At 35.0% G+C, this 19,252-nt stretch carries 16 protein-coding genes; 6 read left to right on the top strand and 10 right to left on the bottom strand.

Going from position 1 to position 19,252, the window contains the following annotated elements; translation table 11 throughout:
* Window positions 1-67 precede the first annotated feature (67 nt).
* Window positions 68-883 (top strand): hypothetical protein, encoded by an 816-nt coding sequence (locus JEP71_RS02070; protein ID WP_198625674.1) that lies wholly within the window; start codon window positions 68-70, stop codon window positions 881-883.
* A gap of 235 nt (window positions 884-1,118) precedes the next feature.
* Window positions 1,119-2,693 (top strand): ATP-binding cassette domain-containing protein, encoded by a 1,575-nt coding sequence (locus JEP71_RS02075; RefSeq protein WP_198625675.1) that lies wholly within the window; start codon window positions 1,119-1,121, stop codon window positions 2,691-2,693.
* Between the two features lie 50 nt (window positions 2,694-2,743).
* On the opposite strand, the gene cutC is transcribed toward JEP71_RS02075, so the two are convergent.
* Together cutC and JEP71_RS02085 are read right to left on the bottom strand one after the other, a co-directional pair.
* A complete protein-coding gene (gene cutC / locus JEP71_RS02080) occupies window positions 2,744-3,496 on the bottom strand; it encodes a copper homeostasis protein CutC (protein WP_109372229.1) in 753 nt (250 codons plus the stop codon).
* A 91-nt stretch (window positions 3,497-3,587) separates the two neighbouring features.
* Window positions 3,588-4,205, bottom strand: a complete 618-nt coding sequence (locus tag JEP71_RS02085; protein WP_198625676.1) for a VOC family protein — start codon at window positions 4,203-4,205, stop codon at window positions 3,588-3,590.
* Window positions 4,206-4,377: 172 nt separating this feature from the next.
* On the opposite strand from JEP71_RS02085, the gene argS reads away from it, so the two are divergent.
* Complete coding sequence (gene argS / locus JEP71_RS02090) at window positions 4,378-6,108, top strand: arginine--tRNA ligase (protein WP_198619985.1); 1,731 nt, start codon at window positions 4,378-4,380, stop codon at window positions 6,106-6,108.
* A gap of 142 nt (window positions 6,109-6,250) precedes the next feature.
* Here argS and JEP71_RS02095 read toward each other — a convergent pair whose 3' ends face one another.
* From JEP71_RS02095 to JEP71_RS02105, 3 genes are all read right to left on the bottom strand, one after another.
* Window positions 6,251-6,523: a hypothetical protein gene (locus JEP71_RS02095; protein ID WP_198619984.1), complete on the bottom strand. Its 273-nt coding sequence runs from the start codon at window positions 6,521-6,523 to the stop codon at window positions 6,251-6,253.
* Window positions 6,524-7,547: 1,024 nt separating this feature from the next.
* The gene (murJ, locus tag JEP71_RS02100; RefSeq protein WP_198619983.1) at window positions 7,548-9,083 is read right to left on the bottom strand and encodes a murein biosynthesis integral membrane protein MurJ; all 1,536 of its coding nucleotides are present in this window, start codon (window positions 9,081-9,083) and stop codon (window positions 7,548-7,550) included.
* A 144-nt stretch (window positions 9,084-9,227) separates the two neighbouring features.
* A complete protein-coding gene (locus JEP71_RS02105; protein ID WP_196532607.1) occupies window positions 9,228-9,824 on the bottom strand; it encodes a TetR/AcrR family transcriptional regulator in 597 nt (198 codons plus the stop codon).
* Window positions 9,825-9,928: 104 nt separating this feature from the next.
* Between JEP71_RS02105 and JEP71_RS02110 the strand changes: the two genes are divergently transcribed.
* Complete coding sequence (locus JEP71_RS02110) at window positions 9,929-10,576, top strand: GNAT family N-acetyltransferase (RefSeq protein WP_198619982.1); 648 nt, start codon at window positions 9,929-9,931, stop codon at window positions 10,574-10,576.
* 95 nt (window positions 10,577-10,671) lie between these two features.
* Here JEP71_RS02110 and rimJ read toward each other — a convergent pair whose 3' ends face one another.
* The gene (rimJ, locus tag JEP71_RS02115; RefSeq protein WP_109372222.1) at window positions 10,672-11,253 is read right to left on the bottom strand and encodes a ribosomal protein S5-alanine N-acetyltransferase; all 582 of its coding nucleotides are present in this window, start codon (window positions 11,251-11,253) and stop codon (window positions 10,672-10,674) included.
* Window positions 11,254-11,450: 197 nt separating this feature from the next.
* Here rimJ and mdtH point away from each other — a divergent pair, with 197 nt between their 5' ends.
* Window positions 11,451-12,653 carry a multidrug efflux MFS transporter MdtH gene (gene mdtH / locus JEP71_RS02120; RefSeq protein ID WP_198619981.1) on the top strand — a complete coding sequence of 401 codons (1,203 nt, stop codon included), beginning with the start codon at window positions 11,451-11,453 and terminating at the stop codon, window positions 12,651-12,653.
* 42 nt (window positions 12,654-12,695) lie between these two features.
* Complete coding sequence (locus JEP71_RS02125; RefSeq protein WP_198619980.1) at window positions 12,696-13,250, top strand: lipoprotein; 555 nt, start codon at window positions 12,696-12,698, stop codon at window positions 13,248-13,250.
* 109 nt (window positions 13,251-13,359) lie between these two features.
* Here JEP71_RS02125 and JEP71_RS02130 read toward each other — a convergent pair whose 3' ends face one another.
* The 4 genes from JEP71_RS02130 to ghrA all read right to left on the bottom strand — a co-directional run bounded on the left by JEP71_RS02130 (window position 13,360) and on the right by ghrA (window position 19,041).
* Window positions 13,360-13,932: a TorD/DmsD family molecular chaperone gene (locus JEP71_RS02130; RefSeq protein ID WP_198625677.1), complete on the bottom strand. Its 573-nt coding sequence runs from the start codon at window positions 13,930-13,932 to the stop codon at window positions 13,360-13,362.
* Between the two features lie 214 nt (window positions 13,933-14,146).
* Window positions 14,147-14,755 carry a 2OG-Fe(II) oxygenase gene (locus JEP71_RS02135; RefSeq protein WP_198619978.1) on the bottom strand — a complete coding sequence of 203 codons (609 nt, stop codon included), beginning with the start codon at window positions 14,753-14,755 and terminating at the stop codon, window positions 14,147-14,149.
* 237 nt (window positions 14,756-14,992) lie between these two features.
* Window positions 14,993-17,902, bottom strand: a complete 2,910-nt coding sequence (locus JEP71_RS02140; RefSeq protein ID WP_198625678.1) for a hypothetical protein — start codon at window positions 17,900-17,902, stop codon at window positions 14,993-14,995.
* A gap of 197 nt (window positions 17,903-18,099) precedes the next feature.
* Window positions 18,100-19,041: a glyoxylate/hydroxypyruvate reductase GhrA gene (ghrA, locus tag JEP71_RS02145; RefSeq protein ID WP_198625679.1), complete on the bottom strand. Its 942-nt coding sequence runs from the start codon at window positions 19,039-19,041 to the stop codon at window positions 18,100-18,102.
* Window positions 19,042-19,252 lie beyond the last annotated feature (211 nt).

A 19,252-nucleotide genomic window follows, 5' to 3' on the forward strand; every position in this document is an offset into this window, starting at 1 on the left:
TCATCTTGTTTTTTATTAAAGACACTTTATACGCCCCTTATTTGCAGATGAACGATTAAAGAAAATTATGGCAAAGACACCAAAGAGCAAAGTTGCTACCCAAAAGGAAATAACACAAAAAAAACAACACGCTCTTTTGCAAAAAAATAAGCGTCAGCAATATGATGATCCTATTTTTTCGTCCTTTATAGAAACCACATCAGCAAAACGCCCTCCACTAACTCCATTACAACAAGGGGTACAACTCTTTTTTTCATTATTTGACTATGCCACACAACTTTTATATATCGCTTTTATTATTACCGTTTGGTGGTTTCCTGAACATTTCTCAGTTCAAACAATTTATAATCTAACCGCTTTATTTTTATTTGAATTTATTCTCGTGCATTCAGGTGTTTTTATGGCTGCATTTGCTCGTACTAAGCTTGTTTTTGCTCTTATTCCTTTTTATGGGATATTTGCTCTTATTATCAATAGTATGATTATGGGTGATGAAAACCTGATTATTTGGCTTTATGCTGTAATTGTTGCTAATCGAATTATCAGTGGTTATCAAGTGAAAACTAAAGAAGAAATGGGAAAGAATTTATTCTATTCTGCACTATTAGTTTTAAATTTTATGCTGTGCCTTTTTTCTGTCATGATTTTTAAGTTTCTAGTCCCTTACGGTGGATTAACGCCCCAATATTTAAATGAAATTAACTATCTCTATTTAATTCCACAGCACAGCGATTATTTTAATGTTCCACATATTGGTATGGCTTACGGCACATTATTCTACGGTATTCCTTTAGCTTGCATTGCCTATATTAATATATCATCGATTTATAAACGTATAATGTTTAGAATAAAAGCACATAAAATAAGAACCACACAAAGATAACCTTATTCGGCGCTTGTTGTTTATCTTTATTCATGTTTAAATACGCGCGTTATCACTCCAATTATTTCTCTTTTTAAGAAGGCACTTCCCTACGATGAACTAAATTCTGCCAGAAAATTATTTCAAATACCTTTTAGGTATTCATTTTCTGTTACTGGCAGACAATAATTTATTTCGTCGCATCTAGAAAAAAGATCTCGGCTGTCTGCCACCTATTTCTCTTAGGAGGTCGATGATGACAATAGCCAGTCATTTTTCACAACTTACTGTCGAATTTAATCAACAAGCTCTTTTTCCACCATTAACTCGCTCACTGACTTGTCAGCAAAATGCATTAATTGGCCATAACGGTAAAGGAAAGTCTGTACTATTAAGATTATTAGCACAAAAAATATTACCGACTTCGGGTCAAATTAATTGGAATATGCCTTTTGTTCACGTTGATCAATTAACGCGATTACAGGGTGATACACTTGCTCAAGCGTTAGATGTTCATGAAATTTATCAAGCATTCCAACGCGTTGATGACGGTATTGCCACATTAGAAGATATTGAGTTACTCGATGGCAAATGGCAACTCCCTGTCATGTGGCAGAATTTATTAGATTCAGCACAACTTCCCGTCGCATTAGATACCCCTATTGCGCATCTAAGTGGTGGAGAACAAACACGTTTAGCACTTTGTCGCGCTTTTTTATGTGAAGAGAGCTTTCTACTGTTAGATGAGCCAGATAACCATCTTGATTATCAAGGACAACAATGGCTAATAAAACAATTAGCTCAGCACAAAGCTGGCTCTCTTATTGTTAGCCACAATCGAAACCTGCTTTCGTATGCTGATACCATTCTTGAGTTAAGTGAGAAAGGCTTATCAGAATATGGTGGAAATTATACGTTATATGAGGCACAAAAAAGTGCGGAAATAACATCATTGGAAGCCGCAAGTGATCGACTAAACAGCCAAATTAAAAATGAGAAACGCCAGCAACAAGCAACATTGCAAAAAACAGCGCAACGGAAACGACAAGGCGAATCAATTAGGCAAAGTGGCTCTCAGTGCCTACTTTTACTGGATATGCAAAAAAACAGAGCAGAACAACGCCAATCTGCCGTAGCAAAACGACATCAACGCGTAATTGATGATATGCAATCTCAAAAGCAAGATATCGATGAGGAAAAAGCACATGTTCATCAGCAAAAAATGGTATTGAATTATCAAAGTGATGGCCATCGTTTAAATGTATTTGTTAATAATCTTCAACTTCCATATGGTTATCAGCACCCTATTTCATTTTCAGCTTACGGCAATGAGCATTGGCATATTAAAGGTAAAAATGGCTGTGGAAAATCAACATTACTAAAATGCTTGATCGAACAATTTGTACCACTTTCTGGTGAGTTTCGTCTCAACAAAGACTATTGTTACCTTGACCAACATCTTGCTTTACTTGATAAAACATTGCCAGTTGCACAAGCACTACACCAATATCAACCCGCGATTTCTGTCGAGCAATGGCGAACTCGTCTTGGAATGTTGAGAATTAGAGGTGATAAATCTTTACTACCACTTGAAAAACTCAGTGGTGGCGAGCAATTAAAAGCAACGTTATTGGCTTTAACACACAGCCCAAAACCACCAGCAGTATTATTACTTGATGAGCCAGATAATCACCTTGATATCGAATCCAAACAACTATTGGAAAATCTACTTGTTGAATATCAAGGCACATTGTTACTGGTTTCGCATGATGAAGCCTTTGTTGAACGCTGTGGTATTACACATACGCTGTTATTAGGCGAACTTATATAAAAAAACTGCGCCATAAAAGGCGCAGTTTTAAAATATTTAATCCGTATCAATCAAGATGCTAATGGCGCATAAATACTCATAATATCTTTCATCGCTTCAACTGTATCTTCATCCACACAGTAATGCGTAAACTCATCAACCTCACTGTCAGAGCTCATAGTTACCCCCGCTTTTCGATAAATCATGGTTGAAGGTGCCACTTTTCCTGCTGAGCTATGAATTTCTTTCAATCCTGCATCTAGGAATTTTTGGATATTGCTGAGTCTTACACCAGCGCCCGCCATAATTATAGGGCCTTGTGTTTTTTCATTTAACGTGCGTAATAATGGCAAACCTAATTCTGCATTCGCCTGCTGTCCTGAGGTTAAAATACGAGCAACACCTAGCTGAGTCAGTTGTTCTAGCGCTAATAATGGATTAATGCACATATCAAAAGCACGATGAAAAGTAATGGCTAATGGACCTGCAAGCTCCATTAAAATTTCCATTTTAGGCAAATCAATATGCCCTTCTTCATTTAAAAGACCAACAACGGCACCTGAAAATCCCATATCACGGATCAAACTAATATCATTTTTCATTGCTGAAAAATCAGCTTGTGTATAACAAAAATCACCACCACGCGGGCGAACGATAGGATGAACGGGAATACGAACCAGATCCCTGACTTGTCGTAGCATTCCAAAGCTTGGTGTAATACCACCTTCTGCTGGACTCGTGCACAGCTCTATTCTGTCTGCGCCTGCTCGTTCTGCTACCAACGCACATTCAGCGCCAAAACAACAAATCTCCAATGTAGCCATATCATCCCTCTCCATCCTTAATAAAGAAAGTAATCAGAAAATAAATATCATTTCTTAGCGATTACTAACAATAGTTGTCGAATCTTGTAATTCATTCAATTCTGCCATCAGAATTTTGTGCTGACACAAGCAAACTATTTTCTGAAAGTGTCGAACAACACTCACTTTCAACGATTTCAAGTAACGAATAAGGATGATACTTCACTGTGACTTTTCCATTAGAAATAGCCACCGTTGGATTGGGTAAACGTTCTTTCTCACCTTTAGGTTCGCTGATTTTTAGGCTAACACTCTCAGGTAACGTTTGGGGTAAAAAAGACATCACTTTATCCACTAAAAAAGCGGGTTCAACGGAGATCACTTGCTCAATATGCTCCCAACCTTGGTATTCATATTTTTTATTTGTGGGAAAAGGCAATTCAACAATCGAAACAGATTGATTTAGAATAGTTAGCGGTATTTCTAATTGAAATAGATATATTGGACGCCCATTAATCACATTATCAGAAATACACTTTCCACACTGGCTTAATCCTGTTCGCCACTGCTCCGCTAATGCTAAATCGTGACAACGTAACGATACGTGATCAGTGTGATAGATGGATAAATCTATGCCCAAACTATTGACAAATAGTGTCATATTTTCTTCAAACAAAGAAAGCTCGTGAGTTAAATCATTTAATTGAGGAATTGAAGAAAATAACACCATTTTGAATAACCTTAATGAAAAAACAGAGAAAAAACCTTAAAGATAAGGCCTAGATGGTAGCATGTTCTAGCCGGAATATGTTATAAATTCAAGGTTAATCCTAATTCTTTATAAGAAACCTGTCAGACTTTTGTCGTCAGGTTTTATTTTCTCAATAATTTAAGGTAACCCGGTGAATATTCAGGCTTTTCTTTCAGAAAAAATCAGTGTGGCAATGTGTGCTGCTGGCGCACCCGCTGATAGCGAACCTCTTGTCCGTCAGTCAGCCAAAGTACAATTTGGTGACTATCAGGCAAATGGTGTCATGGGAGCTGCAAAAAAAATGGGGATCCCACCCCGACAACTCGCAGAAAAGATCCTAGAAAAGCTCGATATTACAGATGTTGCAGATAAAGTTGAAATCGCAGGCCCAGGTTTCATCAATATCTTTTTATCTCCACAATGGGTTGCAAAGCAAGCTGAAGACGCATTAGCAGATGAACATCTGAACGTAACACCCGTCGAACCTCAAACTATTGTTATCGACTATTCATCTCCGAACGTTGCAAAACAGATGCACGTTGGTCACTTACGCTCAACCATTATTGGTGATGCAAGTGCGCGTACTTTATCTTTCTTAGGTCATAATGTTATTCGTGCTAATCACCTTGGTGATTGGGGTACGCAATTTGGTATGTTGATTGCGTATTTAGAAAAAAAACAGAATGAAAATGCCGCTGATATGGCGTTATCTGATCTCGAAGAGTTCTATCGTGAAGCGAAAAAACACTATGATGAAGATGAAGTATTCGCAGAGCGTGCCCGTAATTACGTTGTGAAATTACAAAGTGGTGATGAATACTGCCGTACAATGTGGCGTAAATTAGTTGATATCACCATGCAACAAAACCAAGTGACTTATCAACGTCTTAACGTCACATTAACCGAAGACGACATTATGGGTGAAAGTCTTTATAACCCAATGTTGGCAGGTATTGTTGCCGATTTAAAAGCAAAAGGTCTTGCAGTAGAAAGTGAAGGCGCAACGGTTGTTTTCCTTGACGAATATAAAAACAAGGAAGGCGAACCTATGGGTGTTATCGTTCAGAAAAAAGACGGTGGCTACCTATATACAACGACAGATATTGCTTGTGCAAAATACCGTCACGATACATTACATGCTGACCGTGTGCTTTATTATATCGACTCTCGTCAGCACCAGCATTTAATGCAAGCTTGGACAATCGTTCGTAAAGCAGGCTACATCCCTGATTCAATGTCACTCGAACACCATATGTTCGGTATGATGTTAGGTAAAGATGGTCGTCCGTTTAAAACTCGTTCTGGCGGCACTATTCGTTTAACCGACTTGCTGGACGAAGCTCAAGAAAGAGCCCGCGCATTAATCGCTGAAAAAAATCCAGATATGGATAAAGACGAATTAAATAATGTTGCTCGCGTTGTGGGTATTGGTGCTGTTAAATACGCTGATTTATCTAAAAACCGTACCACAGATTACATCTTTGATTGGGATCTGATGTTAAGTTTTGAAGGTAACACAGCACCGTATATGCAATATGCTTATACTCGTGTTGCTTCAATCTTCAAACGTGCAGAAATTGATGAAAATGCGTTAACGCAACCTATCGCACTAACCCAATCTCATGAAAGACAGCTTGCATTACGTTTAGTCCAGTTTGATGAGACGATTATGCAAGTTTCTCGTGAAGGAACGCCTCACGTTATGTGTGCTTATCTTTACGATCTGGCACAAGCTTTCTCTGGCTTTTATGAAAACTGCCCTATCTTATCTGCTGAAGATGAAAACACTCGCCAAAGTCGTCTAAAACTAGCTCGTTTAACCGCAAGAACCTTAAAACAAGGTTTGGATACTTTAGGTATTGAAACAGTAGATAGAATGTAATTTATCTCTATTTTCAAATAGTAGTGATAAAAAAACCGATGGTATTAACCATCGGTTTTTTATTATGCGTTAAATTTTAATTCAAGATAGCTAAAAACATTACAAACAATGGTTTAATAAAACTTCCAATGCTATTTAATCATTAATCTTCGTTAGCAGTTATAACATCCTGACACAATAGCCCTCTAATATCTTTTACCTCAATCCAACCATCGACACTGTCTATTGGCTTACTAGGGCTGTATAAGCGGTCATTGACGTCTTTAGCGGTGAAAGCAAGCTTCTCATTAGTTTTGTCGAATACGCCAATACAGTTAACTGGAGTGAGTCTTGAGGTATTAATTTTTCCGTCAGCAGTACAACCTGCAAGAAATAACGTAGCTAGTGATACAGAAATGATAATTGCTTTTTTCATAGTAGCTCCTTGACACTCTTATTTTTATTTTTACCAAAAATCACGCAGTGATTATTTAGTGGTCTTTAAACTAGAAATACCTAATGATTTATAACTGCTTTGAGTATAACGAATAAATAGAGAAATATTTGAGTTATTGAGCTATTAATAAAAAAATAAGAGATATTGAGAAGGACTAGAAAAGAGAGGGAAAAACAGAAAACAACGGCGGATAAATGAAAATAATAATTAGTGTACCATACTGAATTTTCAGTAATCTAATTATCTATTAATAATAGATTTAGCATTAATTTCATTATTCACGCGACTTATTGTTTACTGCTTATCCCCAGCAATCGTGTTACCTATTTGAAGCGCAGACAAAATAGATATGATCACTTTCAGTAGTACTGAACGATAACAAGCAAATAACTTTACAGTCACGGTTAATCTACCTGAATAAAGAAATAATAATATGTCTTAAATCAAAAAAATTAAATGTTTTAAAATATACTGCAATATTTTGAAATATTTGCAATATCTCATCATTAAGTAAGAAATATTTAACAGATGTGTCAATTTTTAAACCTATACGACATAAGAGAGTTTATCTAAAAAAAGATAATTCGTCAAACCGTAAGTGCTTAGAATATAGTGTCTATTTTTTTACTTTATGTAGAATCCCACTGCTAGTAAACAAATTGTCTAAAGATATTCGATATGATTAATGTTTAGATAAACTTATCAATAACGATTAAAAAACACTTTCAGATGCCGAAAAACTGTATAAATCATTTAGAAATTGGAAAAAAAATTTAATAAAAAAAATAGTGAGAAAAAAGATTTTTGCTTTTTTTCTCACTATTTTTTCTTTTTAAGGGTAGCCAGATCCGCGTAACTAAATGCGAGAAGTGTGATCTATATAACATTATAAATAGTCTAAAAATAGAGAAAGGATCTAAATGAAGAGAATTACATTGATAAAAATATTGTTAATTTTGCAACTCCTCGCTTTTATACAAAAACGAGGAGTCCATGTTATCAGTTATAAAGCACGTAGTGAGAAATGGCGAGGTCTAAACCCTAGTGCATACAGCGCAACAAAATAACTTCCTGCTCCAGCTACTACAACTAACAACAAGCGTAAGATGCGCATTAGCATATTGCCAGTATCCCAACTTGGCATGATCCACAACATTCCAACTAATACTGCCCCCATTACGGCAAGCGCAATAACAAGTTTTAATAAGAACACTGGCCAGCCAGCCAAAGGCTGATAGATATTTTTCTTACGGATCTGCCAAAACAACATAGAGGCATTAAAACAAGCCGCAATACCTATTGAAAGTGCAAGCCCCACATGTTTCAAGCTACCAATGAATGCAAGGTTCATTAATTGTGTGAGAATTAATGTCGCAATCGCAATTTTTACTGGTGTTTTAATATCCTGACGAGAATAAAACCCTGGTGCTAAGATTTTTATGATAATCAGTCCCATTAACCCAACACAGTAAGCGATTAGCGCTTGTTGTGTCATTAGTGCATCATGAGCATTGAAATTACCATACTGGAATAAAGACGCTGTTAAAGGCCCAGATAATATCGCTAAACCAATAGTACAAGGCAGTGCTAATAAGAAGCACAGTCTTAATCCCCAATCCATTAATTTTCTATATTCTTCAGTATTACCACTGGCAAAACTCTTAGATAATGAAGGAAGTAAGATTGTACCTAATGCAACGCCTAATACCCCTGTCGGTAGTTCCATCAAACGATCTGCGTAATACATCCAAGAAACTGAACCAGAGACTAAGAAGGAAGCAAAAATAGTATTGATAATTAACGATATTTGGCTAACCGAAACCCCTAAAATAGCAGGTCCCATCAGCTTCATCACGCGCCAAACACCGCTATTTTTAAATGAAATACGTGGCAAAACAAGCATACCGATTTTTTTCAAATGCGGTAATTGATAACCCAGTTGTAATATTCCCCCAGCAACAACCGCCCACGCCAATGCCATAATAGGAGGATTACAATAAGGTGCGACCACTAAAGCGAAAAAGATCATGCTGACATTGAGTAGCGTTGGTGCAAAAGCGGGTACTGAAAAACGATTCCAAGTATTTAAAATAGAGCCCGTCAATGAAGCCAGTGAAATAAGAAAAATATAAGGAAAGGTGATCCGTAATAGATCGGTCGTTAATTGAAATTTATCAGGTGAACTACTAAAACCCGGTGCTGTAACATAAATCACCCAAGGCGCAGCAATAATACCAATCACGGTGACCACGGCTAAAATAAGCGTCAGCATACCCGAAACGTAAGCAATAAAGGTACGCGTTGCCTCCTCACCTTGCTGATTTTTATATTCTGCCAAGATTGGAACAAATGCTTGAGAAAATGCCCCTTCTGCAAAAATACGCCGCAATAAGTTTGGCAATTTAAAAGCAACAAAAAAGGCATCTGTTGCCATACCTGCGCCAAAAATACGCGCAATAATTGCATCACGAATAAATCCCAGTACCCGTGAAAATAAGGTCATAGAACTCACCGCAGCAAGTGATTTAAGTAAATTCATAAAGTCATTCTAATTTTTGTTGAATGGAATAAAAAGAAAGGGACTATACTCCGTCTCTAACATCGAAAAATCAATCTTCAATTAGCTAAGAATATGCTGACTCTGCTTATCTTCGACTAATCCAAGCGATTAAAAAATAGCTATTTATGGCTTTGTCAGCATTTTTCTCAACATCGATTCCAACATAACGTGATCCTCACCCTCATTAAATTCAGGATCGATAATATTTCTTCCCATAGAGCCATCTGCGATGACTAACAGCCATGTTGCAATTTTCTCTGGCTCAAGTGTTGAATCTATCTGCCCTTTTTTAATACCGTTTTTCAGCATCGCAATCAAACGCTGTTTGTTGTTTCTTTCATTTTCAATAAAAATCTCGTGAATGCTCGCATTACGCGATGCTTCAGCAAAAATTTCAATACTAATGCGCGCATATTCGGGGTGATTATAAAGCGCTATAATTTCCTTCATTAAATCGATGATTGCTTGAATACACTCTTCTTCGGCTTCATAGCGACAAAAGATATCGTCAAACAGTTGTGCATCTTCTAATGCAATCGCCTCAATAATCGAATTCTTATTCGGAAAGTAATGAAATACATTCCCAGGGCTCATACCTGCTTCATGACAAATTTCTGCTGTTGATGTGGAGTGAAAACCTTTTACAGCAAAGCAGCGTATTGCAGCATCAATAATATGCTTCATTTTCGCTTTTTGTTTTTCAGTAACAGTCTTGTTCATAACATTAAAAATCTCTGGACAAAATAAATTAGACTGATTAGTCTACAATTAACTAGACTAAACAGTCTAAAAAGTTAACCCTATTATTGCAGAGTAACGATATCATGCAATTACTTAATGAACACTATCAGCTTCGTGTTGCAGAACCTTCAGATACTCCTGAAATTATTCAATTATTTGCACAAGCATTTCGTTTTAAATTGAACGCATTTAATATTGATAGCACTAATCCTAACCAACGTCGGCAATTAGAGGCTATTTGGAATTCATTAGCATGTAAAAAAAATAGCCAACAATTTGTTGTCACTGATGATGGAAAGATAATTGCAACATTTTGTGTGGTGATAAAAGAAAACGACTTTATTTCAAATCCCTTTATTAAAACACCTTTCTTGGATCATTGGCGTTTTGGTATCGCTCATTATATTAAGCAAAAGATTTTCTTTTCTTTATTTGATTATATACCAAATGAAAATGAGGCTTATTTGGCTCATATTGCCGTTTTATCATCATATCAAGGACATGGTATTGCTTACGCTATACTTGATTGGATAACCCAATATAGTAAAGATGTTCTGAGAAAAGCGTTTTTATCACTTTATGTCGATATTCATCATGAAGGTGCACTTTATTTGTATCAAAAGAATGGGTTTTATATTGAAAAAGAGGAATCATCACGCTTAACACAGTCTATTTTCCATATTCAACATTGGTACTATATGTTGAAAAAAACCGACTTAATGACCTATTAAATATCTCTATTATCATTAAAGAGTGGCTAAAAGCACTGACATAAGGCATTTTTAATATAATTATAAACAGTGCTTTTCTTCCATGATGACCAATATTAACGTTTAAAATAAGTTCGCGTTGTTAATGCAGTTAATACGTGATCTCGCCACTCTTGATTAATTTGTAGATAGTTTTTGGCGTACCCTTCCCGTTCAAAACCATGTTTAGCTAATAGGTTTCCACTGCGTAAATTATGAGGCATATAATTCGCCATAATACGATGCATCCCTTGCTGTCGTTGCATATAACGAAGTGTTTCCGTTAAGGCTTCCGACATATAGCCCTGACCTTGCCATTTTTCACCCACTGAATACCCCAGAAAGCAGGCATTAAAAGCGCCGCGCATAACATTGCTGTAATTAGCAACACCAATAATTTCATCTTCATTTTGTGTTAATAGCAGAAAATGAAAAGCACTTTCTTGTCGGTGCAGTTCGTTCATATATTGTAAGCGGTGTTCCCAACCAGAGGGTAGGTAATGTGTTTTATCTCTTACGGGTTCCCACGGAATTAAAAAGCGACGATTTAATGTATAATAATCGGCCAGTCTTTCAGCATCTCTCTCATATGCTAAACGAATTACCATTCTTTGTGTTTCAAAACGAATTTTAGGAATTCCGCCACGATAACCAAACATTACGATCTCATTATCCTTTGATATAAATAAGCCTAATTCTGAAGCAACTCTTCTTATTCTGCCACTAACCTTAATAAAAAAATATCATCTTTAATTTACTAGGAATTATGTACATTTAGAGACAGAATAGTCGAAGAAATAAATTATTTCATTCCCCCCTTATTTTATTTAAATTATTTGCTTATTGATGGTGAGTAATGGCGCTGGTAACACAAGCCCGTACTTTGGGTAAATACTTTCTCCTCGTTGACAATATGTTAGTTGTCTTAGGTTTTTTCGTCGTTTTTCCGCTTATTTCTATTCGTTTCGTCGAACAATTAGGTTGGGCTGGTGTTATTGTCGGCTTTGCTTTAGGGCTTAGACAATTAGTACAACAAGGCCTTGGTATTTTTGGTGGTGCTATTGCAGACCGTTTTGGTGCAAAACCAATGATAATAACAGGCATGTTATTACGAGCTTCAGGTTTTGCTTTAATGGCAATGGCAGATCAACCTTGGATACTTTGGTTATCTTGCATTTTATCTGCATTAGGTGGGACTTTATTTGATCCACCTCGCACAGCGCTAGTTATCAAATTAACCCGTCCTTATGAACGCGGTCGTTTTTACTCTTTATTATTAATGCAAGATAGCGCCGGTGCCGTTATTGGTGCACTCATCGGTAGCTGGTTATTACAGTATGATTTTCATTTAGTCTGCTGGGTCGGTGCTGGTGTTTTTGTTATCGCCGCCTTATTTAATGCTTGGTTATTACCCGCTTACCGTATATCCACAACCCGAACACCAATTAAAGAAGGATTAAAACGCGTATTTCTTGATAAACGCTTTGTCAGTTATGTCTTAACGCTGACAGGTTATTTTGTATTATCCGTTCAAGTCATGTTGATGTTTCCTATTATCGTCAATGATATTGCGGGTACGCCAACTGCCGTAAAATGGATGTATGCTATTGAAGCCCTGCTTTCTTTAACATTGCTTTATCCTATTGCGCGCTGGAGTGAGAAACGCTTTAAATTAGAACAACGTTTAATGGCGGGCTTATTTTTAATGAGCATCAGCATGTTCCCTGTTGGTATGATCCATTCATTACAAAGCATCTTCTTGATTATTGGCCTGTTCTATCTTGGTACTATTACCGCAGAGCCTGCTCGCGAAACATTAAGTGCATCACTTGCTGATCCTCGCGCTCGTGGTAGTTATATGGGCTTTAGCCGATTAGGCTTAGCATTTGGTGGTGCAATTGGATATACCGGTGGTGGATGGATGTATGATTTAGGTAATCAATTTGATATGCCTGAATTGCCTTGGTTCTTACTAGGAACCGTAGGTTTAATAACACTTTATGCATTACATCGCCAATTTAATCGTAAAAAAATAGAAACAGCCATGCTTACTCCCTAAAGATCGGGTAAACTCTTAGTTATCAATGATCAAGGAGTGTTTATGAAAGTAATTTTTCTAACAGCTATATTAGTATTAACAAGCTTAGTCACAGGGTGTGATCAGCTCAAGCAATTTGATGTAAGTGAAAATCTTATTAATGACTATATCAGCCAAAAAATAAATCTCCAGAAACATATTGGTGAAGATGAAGTTGTATCCGCTGATATTAAATTGAGCAATCTTTCCATTCAAATTGGTCGTACTGAACCGGGTAAAATTAGTCTTTCTGGTACAACCGACCTAACAATTAATTCATTCTTTGGCAAGACAAACGCTAAAGTTGAGCTTACGTTATCAGGCCAACCTTCTTATCAAGCTGATAAAGGAGCGATATACATAAAATCAATGGCTATTGATAGTTACAAAGTCTCTCCAGAAAAAATGGATGCAGTGGTTGTAGCATTAAAACCTTATTTAGAGACAACCATCGCAACTTACTTTGATAATCAACCTGTTTATGTTCTTAATCCAGAAAAAAACAGTGCTGAAGCAGCCGCGTTTAAACTGGCTAAAGGAATTGAAGTTAAACCAGGTAAATTTGTGATCCAACTCTAATAGTTACGCGAGTTGATTAAAAATATTTATCGTGATTAATGAGAAAGGCAAACCTAATGGTTTGCCTTTTTTATGAATAATAAAATACTTTTACAAAGAAATATTTATATTACTCTGCATCTATCTCATCACTATCTTCATCATCAGAGAGTTCTTCGCGTAATGCTGATAATGCACCACGCGCAATACCTGCTAATGTGCGATAAAAACCACTTGTTGTATGAGCTTCTACTTTACCTAAAAATGTTCCAGCCCAAGGTAGCAGGTATTCATCAAATAATTGTATTTGTGCTAATACTTCATCTTCCGCAGAGTTATCTTCAAGCCATGAAGCAGCAAGCAATAAAGCGCCAAAACTGTCTGTTGCACTTTCAGCAACAGGCATCCCTCTTGTGACTAAGAATTGGCGAATATCGTCTTCTTTGATCTCTTCATAATCATGGGCATAAACAGACACCGTTGGTGCTTCACCACCAAAAAGAGATTGATAATCAGCTTCAACAATAGCCAAATCTTTGACGCTATTTTTTAACGTATTAAAGAGTTCATCTTGCTCTAATGGCCACAGCTGACTCAGTTTCCCTTCACTAATCATTTTTATAATTGGCGCTAAGATTGGATCATTGGGTTCACGTTGAAATAATGTACCTAAAAGACGACAAACAATCGAAAACTCATTCATTTTATTTTTACCCTATAAAGTTTGGCGTTATTGTGCTTTTAATAGTAAGAAAATCAACTTTTTTCGTCATATCTCTTTTATTGTTAATATTAATCTTACTATCTCTAATCACTTAAAACAGAAAAGCGCGCTCTTATTATTAAGTCTTTTACTTAATATAAGAAACGCGCCTAATCCCATGCTATTTTCCAACAGCAATTATTTTGCCAATTAATTAGCTGGCGATATCTAAAAAGTTATCTCGCACGCCATTTACTCTAAACCAACCAGCAATACTGACTCTCTCTTTATTAGTAGGAAGGACTTCATGAGGAAACTGCTCCGAAAGAAAAACAACCAAACGCCCACCCTTTGGTGCCACAGTTGCCAGTTCTTTATCTTCCAAATCATAAATAACTAACTCACCACCGTCTTCTTTTGTCCAAGCCTCATTAAGATACAACACGGTAGTTAAACGGCGAGTGACATTTTCTTTAAATGCATCGAGGTGTTTTTTATAAAAAGCGCCTTTCTCATAACAGGCAAAATGTGCTTCGTATTCAAAAAGACCTAAATAAAACTCTCGGTTAACGGCACGCTGAATAGACTCCATTTGCATTAAGTAATGCTGAACGGGTATTCCCATTTCAGGTTCTAGCCAACGTATTTTATCACTTCGAATTGTTGTTTCTGCAAGTCGATTCTCATGACGACCAATACGCGCTTGTTGTGCATTGCCATCAAAACAAGCGCGCAATTGTTGAACAGCCTCTGGTGTGAGGAAATCATCCCATACACACCATCCTTTCTCTGCTATTTGCTCAAGAAGTTCTGCTATATTCATTAAGTATATTGTCTGATAAACATGGGAAACTACCTTATATCACCAAGTTAAGCAAAATGACAATTTAATAAACTTATCTTTTCGATAACATCAATTAATTAGAGATAAATCTCATAAAAATCAAAAATAATAGATCAAACAAAACTTAACACTGCTTATCTTTTTCAAACCCTCATTTTTTCAAGGGTGATTTTATAAGTTACATTACACTAATAATAAACAAAATGAATGATTTACTTAGTAATAATAACTAGTTGATATTTTATCCATTCGCTCTTCATCTTCATTATAAATATAATTAATATTCCCTTTAACTTGAGTATGTATAATCGCTTTTTTATTTCCTAATCGCACAAACCCTGTCGGCAATGTCTTCTTTTTGTACGAAAGCTCACTAACAGACATAATATCTGTAGAGGCAATTTGATATTCAACCTGAGTAAACTGCTGTTTATATCTAGTATATAAATCATCCAGTTTTTCTTTGATTTTATTTAAATCAATCTGTTCAGAATTTCTACTCTCTTCAACAAATTGATTTATTTCATTTTGTAAATCAGAACGCAGTGAGCGCCCCTGTCTATTTAGCTGATAATTTGCTGTAAAATAAGGCTTAAATTTTTCATTCATATTATCTTTTGTTTGAGAAGACAATGTCTCTTTTCTTTCCTTTAATGAGGATAAAAAACGATCAATGTTATATTGTCTATTTTCTTTTGTTATTTGATCCTGAAAAATATCTTCTTTACTTTGAGATAGAACAGTAATAGATTTTTTATTACTATCATCTTTTAATTTATTAATTGCTTTTTTATCTGATGATAAATTTAAATAGATGCTATCCAATTTAGATATACTATTAGAAAGATGATATCCCTCTGGATATTTTTCTAATAATCTATTTATTTTTAATACTTTTTTATAAATTCCTTTTATATCTTTTTTATCTTGATCCAATTTTTCTGCGCTTATTAATTTTTCGCTTTTAAAAAGTGTAAAACTTAATAAGCTATTTATTCTTTTTTTCACCATTAATTCGAAATCTTTTACGGACGTTAATGGATACCACTGAATAACATTATCAGCATTCGTTGTAGAAGGCGTAAACTTCAAATCACGATAAATATCAACACCAAGTTCTAATAAGTTGAGATCAAGTCTTTTTGTTTTTTTTGTAATATCTGTTTTACCATAATCGATAAATTTATTAATATTTAAATTTAACTTTAATAAATTGAAAATAAAGTTTATACCAATAGCATTTCTGGGCACGGTTAGTTCCATATTGGGATTAACCATGACATCAACATCAAAACTCACGTCACTTCTTCCCTCAACTCCCATTGAGATACTTATGCCTTGATCAATTTCAAGGGTAGATTTATCGATTAATTCATTTTCACTTTGATTTAACCCTTGATTAATAAATTCTGAAATATTATTAATATCAAGGCTAAATGAAAAATTAGATTTTTTAGTATAAGTGGCACTTAATAAAGCACTTGCCATGACTGGAGTAACAAAGCCATAGTCAACATTTTCTAAATCCCATCTTTTTTCATACCCACCAATACCCGCAGATAAGCCTGCAACAAAAAGATTCTTATTATTATTAATAAAAGAAAAAGTGATCTTATTATCTTCACTTTTTGATAATGTGATAGAGTGCGACTTTACATAAGAAGCTAATAGAAAGGCGTTAATCCCTATATTATTTGGCAGTTGAAAAGCATTAATACCAAAAAAAGCTTTAACATCATTATGGTGGTTAATTGTAATATTTTCTTTCTCTTTAAGGTCTTTTACTAATGAATAAATCACATCACCTTGTGTTACACCATTTTTGACACCTTTAACTATACGATTTAACACATCATAGCTTTTTCCTATATTTTCTTTAATACCATATAATGCCATTGGCTTGCTGTTATATGCAGAGGTTGAAGAATTAATAAGCTGTTTTATATTACAAAATAATCCTCTAAAACCAGGATCAACAGCTTTTGCAATATTTTTCATCATTGCTTTATATTTTTTTAATGCATATTGCTCTTTAGCTTTACTAATATGTAATCTAGAATTATCAATAAAAGAAGAGAAAAAAGGAATATGTTGGCTACTGAAATTACCTATTGTTTGAGTAGAAAATGGCTGCCCAGAATGATAATTATTATAATTATTCTCACCTACCATTGAGTAAAATGATAAAGGTGGCTCCTGTTTTAAACGAGTAACCTCATACTGATAATCTTTAACCGCAAAAATATTCAAAGGGTCAAGGTAGTATATTTTTATTTTATTACCTTTATCCACAACGAGTTGGATTTGATTTAATATTGGTTTTATTGCTAATATTTTATCTGTATTCTTTAATGGAATTTTTATTTTATGCTTTTCAATTTTAATATCATGTTCAGTTTTAGCACTGTCAGTTTGATCATCTATTGATTTTAATATCGCAGGCAATCCAGATGTAAAAAGTTGGTTATCTTTAACTTCAATTGTAATATTTAGACCTTCACGATTAATTTTTAATATATTATTCTCTTTTGATTCCGCAATATTATTTATACTTGATAATTCTGGCTTTAGGTTATCGTCAACTATATATTTTTCATACTCAACGATAAAGCTACTCCCAATAGTATTTGATGAGACATCATTTAAACTATATTCATTTTCGACTCTGTTAAATTTAATTTTATAAAGGTCACTACTATTATCTATATTGCTATATTTATTTCCAATCAAAAAACCATTAGGATCAACATAAAGCTCTTTGAACTTCATATTATCACCACTTTGAGATTCTATATTAAAAACATTATATTTAAACCCTCCTTTAAAGTGTTTTTGATATAATCCTGTAAATAAGTCATGTGTTTTACCTTTAATTAAAATTAAGGAACCATCATCTGAAAGTGTGATCCCCATATTATTAAATAAAGGTGTATTTGTTGATCCTAAATATACATAGTTATTAGCATTATTTAAGCTAAATTGCTTTCCTCTTTTCTGTTTATCATGATTTTTGTGGTAGGTACTATTACTATTAGCTAGCCCTTTTATTGAAGGTTTCTCTTTTTTCCCATAAAAAGTACCCATTGGCATTAATTTACTGGGTATCGCATTTATTTTATTAATCATGTCGACCTCATTACATTCAAATCATGAGGTAATAATTAATAAGATAATCTGCAAACGATATCTTTTTACAACCAGATTTTTATGACATTATATAATAATCAAAAAAAGTACTTTTTTTGAAAGCTCAGACAAAAAAATAGGCAACAAACTAAAGTTTGCTGCCTATTATCTAAAATTAAAATATAAATAAAATAGACTTAGTAACCACTCTTCATATCAACAACACCAAAAGGTGCTTCTCCATTTTCAATTCTCTGAATATTTTCAACAATCGTATCCATAGCAATATTCGGAATGGTGAAAGCCGCAATATGTGGCGTAATAGAAATACGAGGATGAGTCCAGAATGGGTGCATACCCGCTAAAGGCTCCTGAGCAAAAACATCAAGTGTTGCATCAGCAATATAGCCTTGATCTATGGCTTCTAATAAATCTTGATCGACTAAATGCGCACCTCGAGCAAGATTAATTAAATAAGAAGACGGTTTTAATTGCTCAAAGAGTGAAAAATTCAAGATACCATGCGTTTCAGGCGTATAAGGCAATAAGTTAATCAGCAAATTACACTCTTTGAGAAAATTACTGAGTTGCTCTTTGCCATAAAAACTTTCAACATTGTTGATCTGTTTTTTACTTCGACTCCAACTGCGAACTTTAAAACCTAATTCCGCAAGTTTAGTTGCGACACTACCGCCTAAAGCGCCAGCACCTAAAACACCAATCACAAAATTATCATAAGAATGTGCAGGAAGCTGTTTCCATAAACGTTGTGATTGTTGGCGTTTATAATCATCCATACGGCGAAAGTAATACATCACTTTAGCAATGGCATATTCTTGCATTTGAAGCCCCATACCAGTGTCTTCTAAACGCATAACAGGAACACCTGTTGGCAATGTGCCGGGCTTTTGCTGTTCTTGTTTTAAAATAGCATCAACACCTGCCCCTAACGCAAAAATACCTTTAAGGTGATTACGACTTGCAAGCATTTCATAAGGAGGAAGCCAAACCATGGCGTAATCAGCAGGTTGATTATCGCTAGGTTCCCAAATGCGTATATTGGCATCAGGCAAACGCGCCTTCATACCGTTGATCCATGTTTCTGCGTCAAAAAAAGGATGATAATAAATAATATTCATTTTGCCTTCCTCCAGCATTTTTATCATAGGGTGCGAGGGTTGCGTTCTTATTTCAAGTCTCTTTGTATAAGTTGTTAATAAAAATGTTGAGAATGTTAACCAGTTAACGAAAATATCCATTCTTTTTTCAATACGCCAATCTATACGTGTATTGGTTTACTGTATAATTTGTCTAGCATTTGTGCATATTGTTTTTTATTTGACTGCTTAA

It is taken from the genome of Proteus sp. PR00224 (assembly GCF_016238105.1).
In the GTDB taxonomy this organism is placed as follows: Bacteria; Pseudomonadota; Gammaproteobacteria; order Enterobacterales; family Enterobacteriaceae; genus Proteus.

Excerpts from the sequence above, each read along its gene's own strand:
- JEP71_RS02075 (WP_198625675.1), top strand. The coding sequence starts at position 1,119 with ATGACAATAGCCAGTCATTTTTCACAACTTACTGTCGAATTTAATCAA.
- JEP71_RS02125 (WP_198619980.1), top strand. The coding sequence starts at position 12,696 with ATGAAAGTAATTTTTCTAACAGCTATATTAGTATTAACAAGCTTAGTC.
- JEP71_RS02135 (WP_198619978.1), bottom strand. The coding sequence starts at position 14,755 with ATGAATATAGCAGAACTTCTTGAGCAAATAGCAGAGAAAGGATGGTGT.
- JEP71_RS02105 (WP_196532607.1), bottom strand. The coding sequence starts at position 9,824 with ATGAACAAGACTGTTACTGAAAAACAAAAAGCGAAAATGAAGCATATT.
- rimJ (WP_109372222.1), bottom strand. The coding sequence starts at position 11,253 with ATGTTTGGTTATCGTGGCGGAATTCCTAAAATTCGTTTTGAAACACAA.
- mdtH (WP_198619981.1), top strand. The coding sequence starts at position 11,451 with ATGGCGCTGGTAACACAAGCCCGTACTTTGGGTAAATACTTTCTCCTC.
- JEP71_RS02085 (WP_198625676.1), bottom strand. The coding sequence starts at position 4,205 with ATGGTGTTATTTTCTTCAATTCCTCAATTAAATGATTTAACTCACGAG.
- JEP71_RS02140 (WP_198625678.1), bottom strand. The coding sequence starts at position 17,902 with ATGATTAATAAAATAAATGCGATACCCAGTAAATTAATGCCAATGGGT.
- cutC (WP_109372229.1), bottom strand. The coding sequence starts at position 3,496 with ATGGCTACATTGGAGATTTGTTGTTTTGGCGCTGAATGTGCGTTGGTA.
- JEP71_RS02070 (WP_198625674.1), top strand. The coding sequence starts at position 68 with ATGGCAAAGACACCAAAGAGCAAAGTTGCTACCCAAAAGGAAATAACA.
- JEP71_RS02095 (WP_198619984.1), bottom strand. The coding sequence starts at position 6,523 with ATGAAAAAAGCAATTATCATTTCTGTATCACTAGCTACGTTATTTCTT.
- murJ (WP_198619983.1), bottom strand. The coding sequence starts at position 9,083 with ATGAATTTACTTAAATCACTTGCTGCGGTGAGTTCTATGACCTTATTT.
- ghrA (WP_198625679.1), bottom strand. The coding sequence starts at position 19,041 with ATGAATATTATTTATTATCATCCTTTTTTTGACGCAGAAACATGGATC.
- JEP71_RS02110 (WP_198619982.1), top strand. The coding sequence starts at position 9,929 with ATGCAATTACTTAATGAACACTATCAGCTTCGTGTTGCAGAACCTTCA.
- JEP71_RS02130 (WP_198625677.1), bottom strand. The coding sequence starts at position 13,932 with ATGAATGAGTTTTCGATTGTTTGTCGTCTTTTAGGTACATTATTTCAA.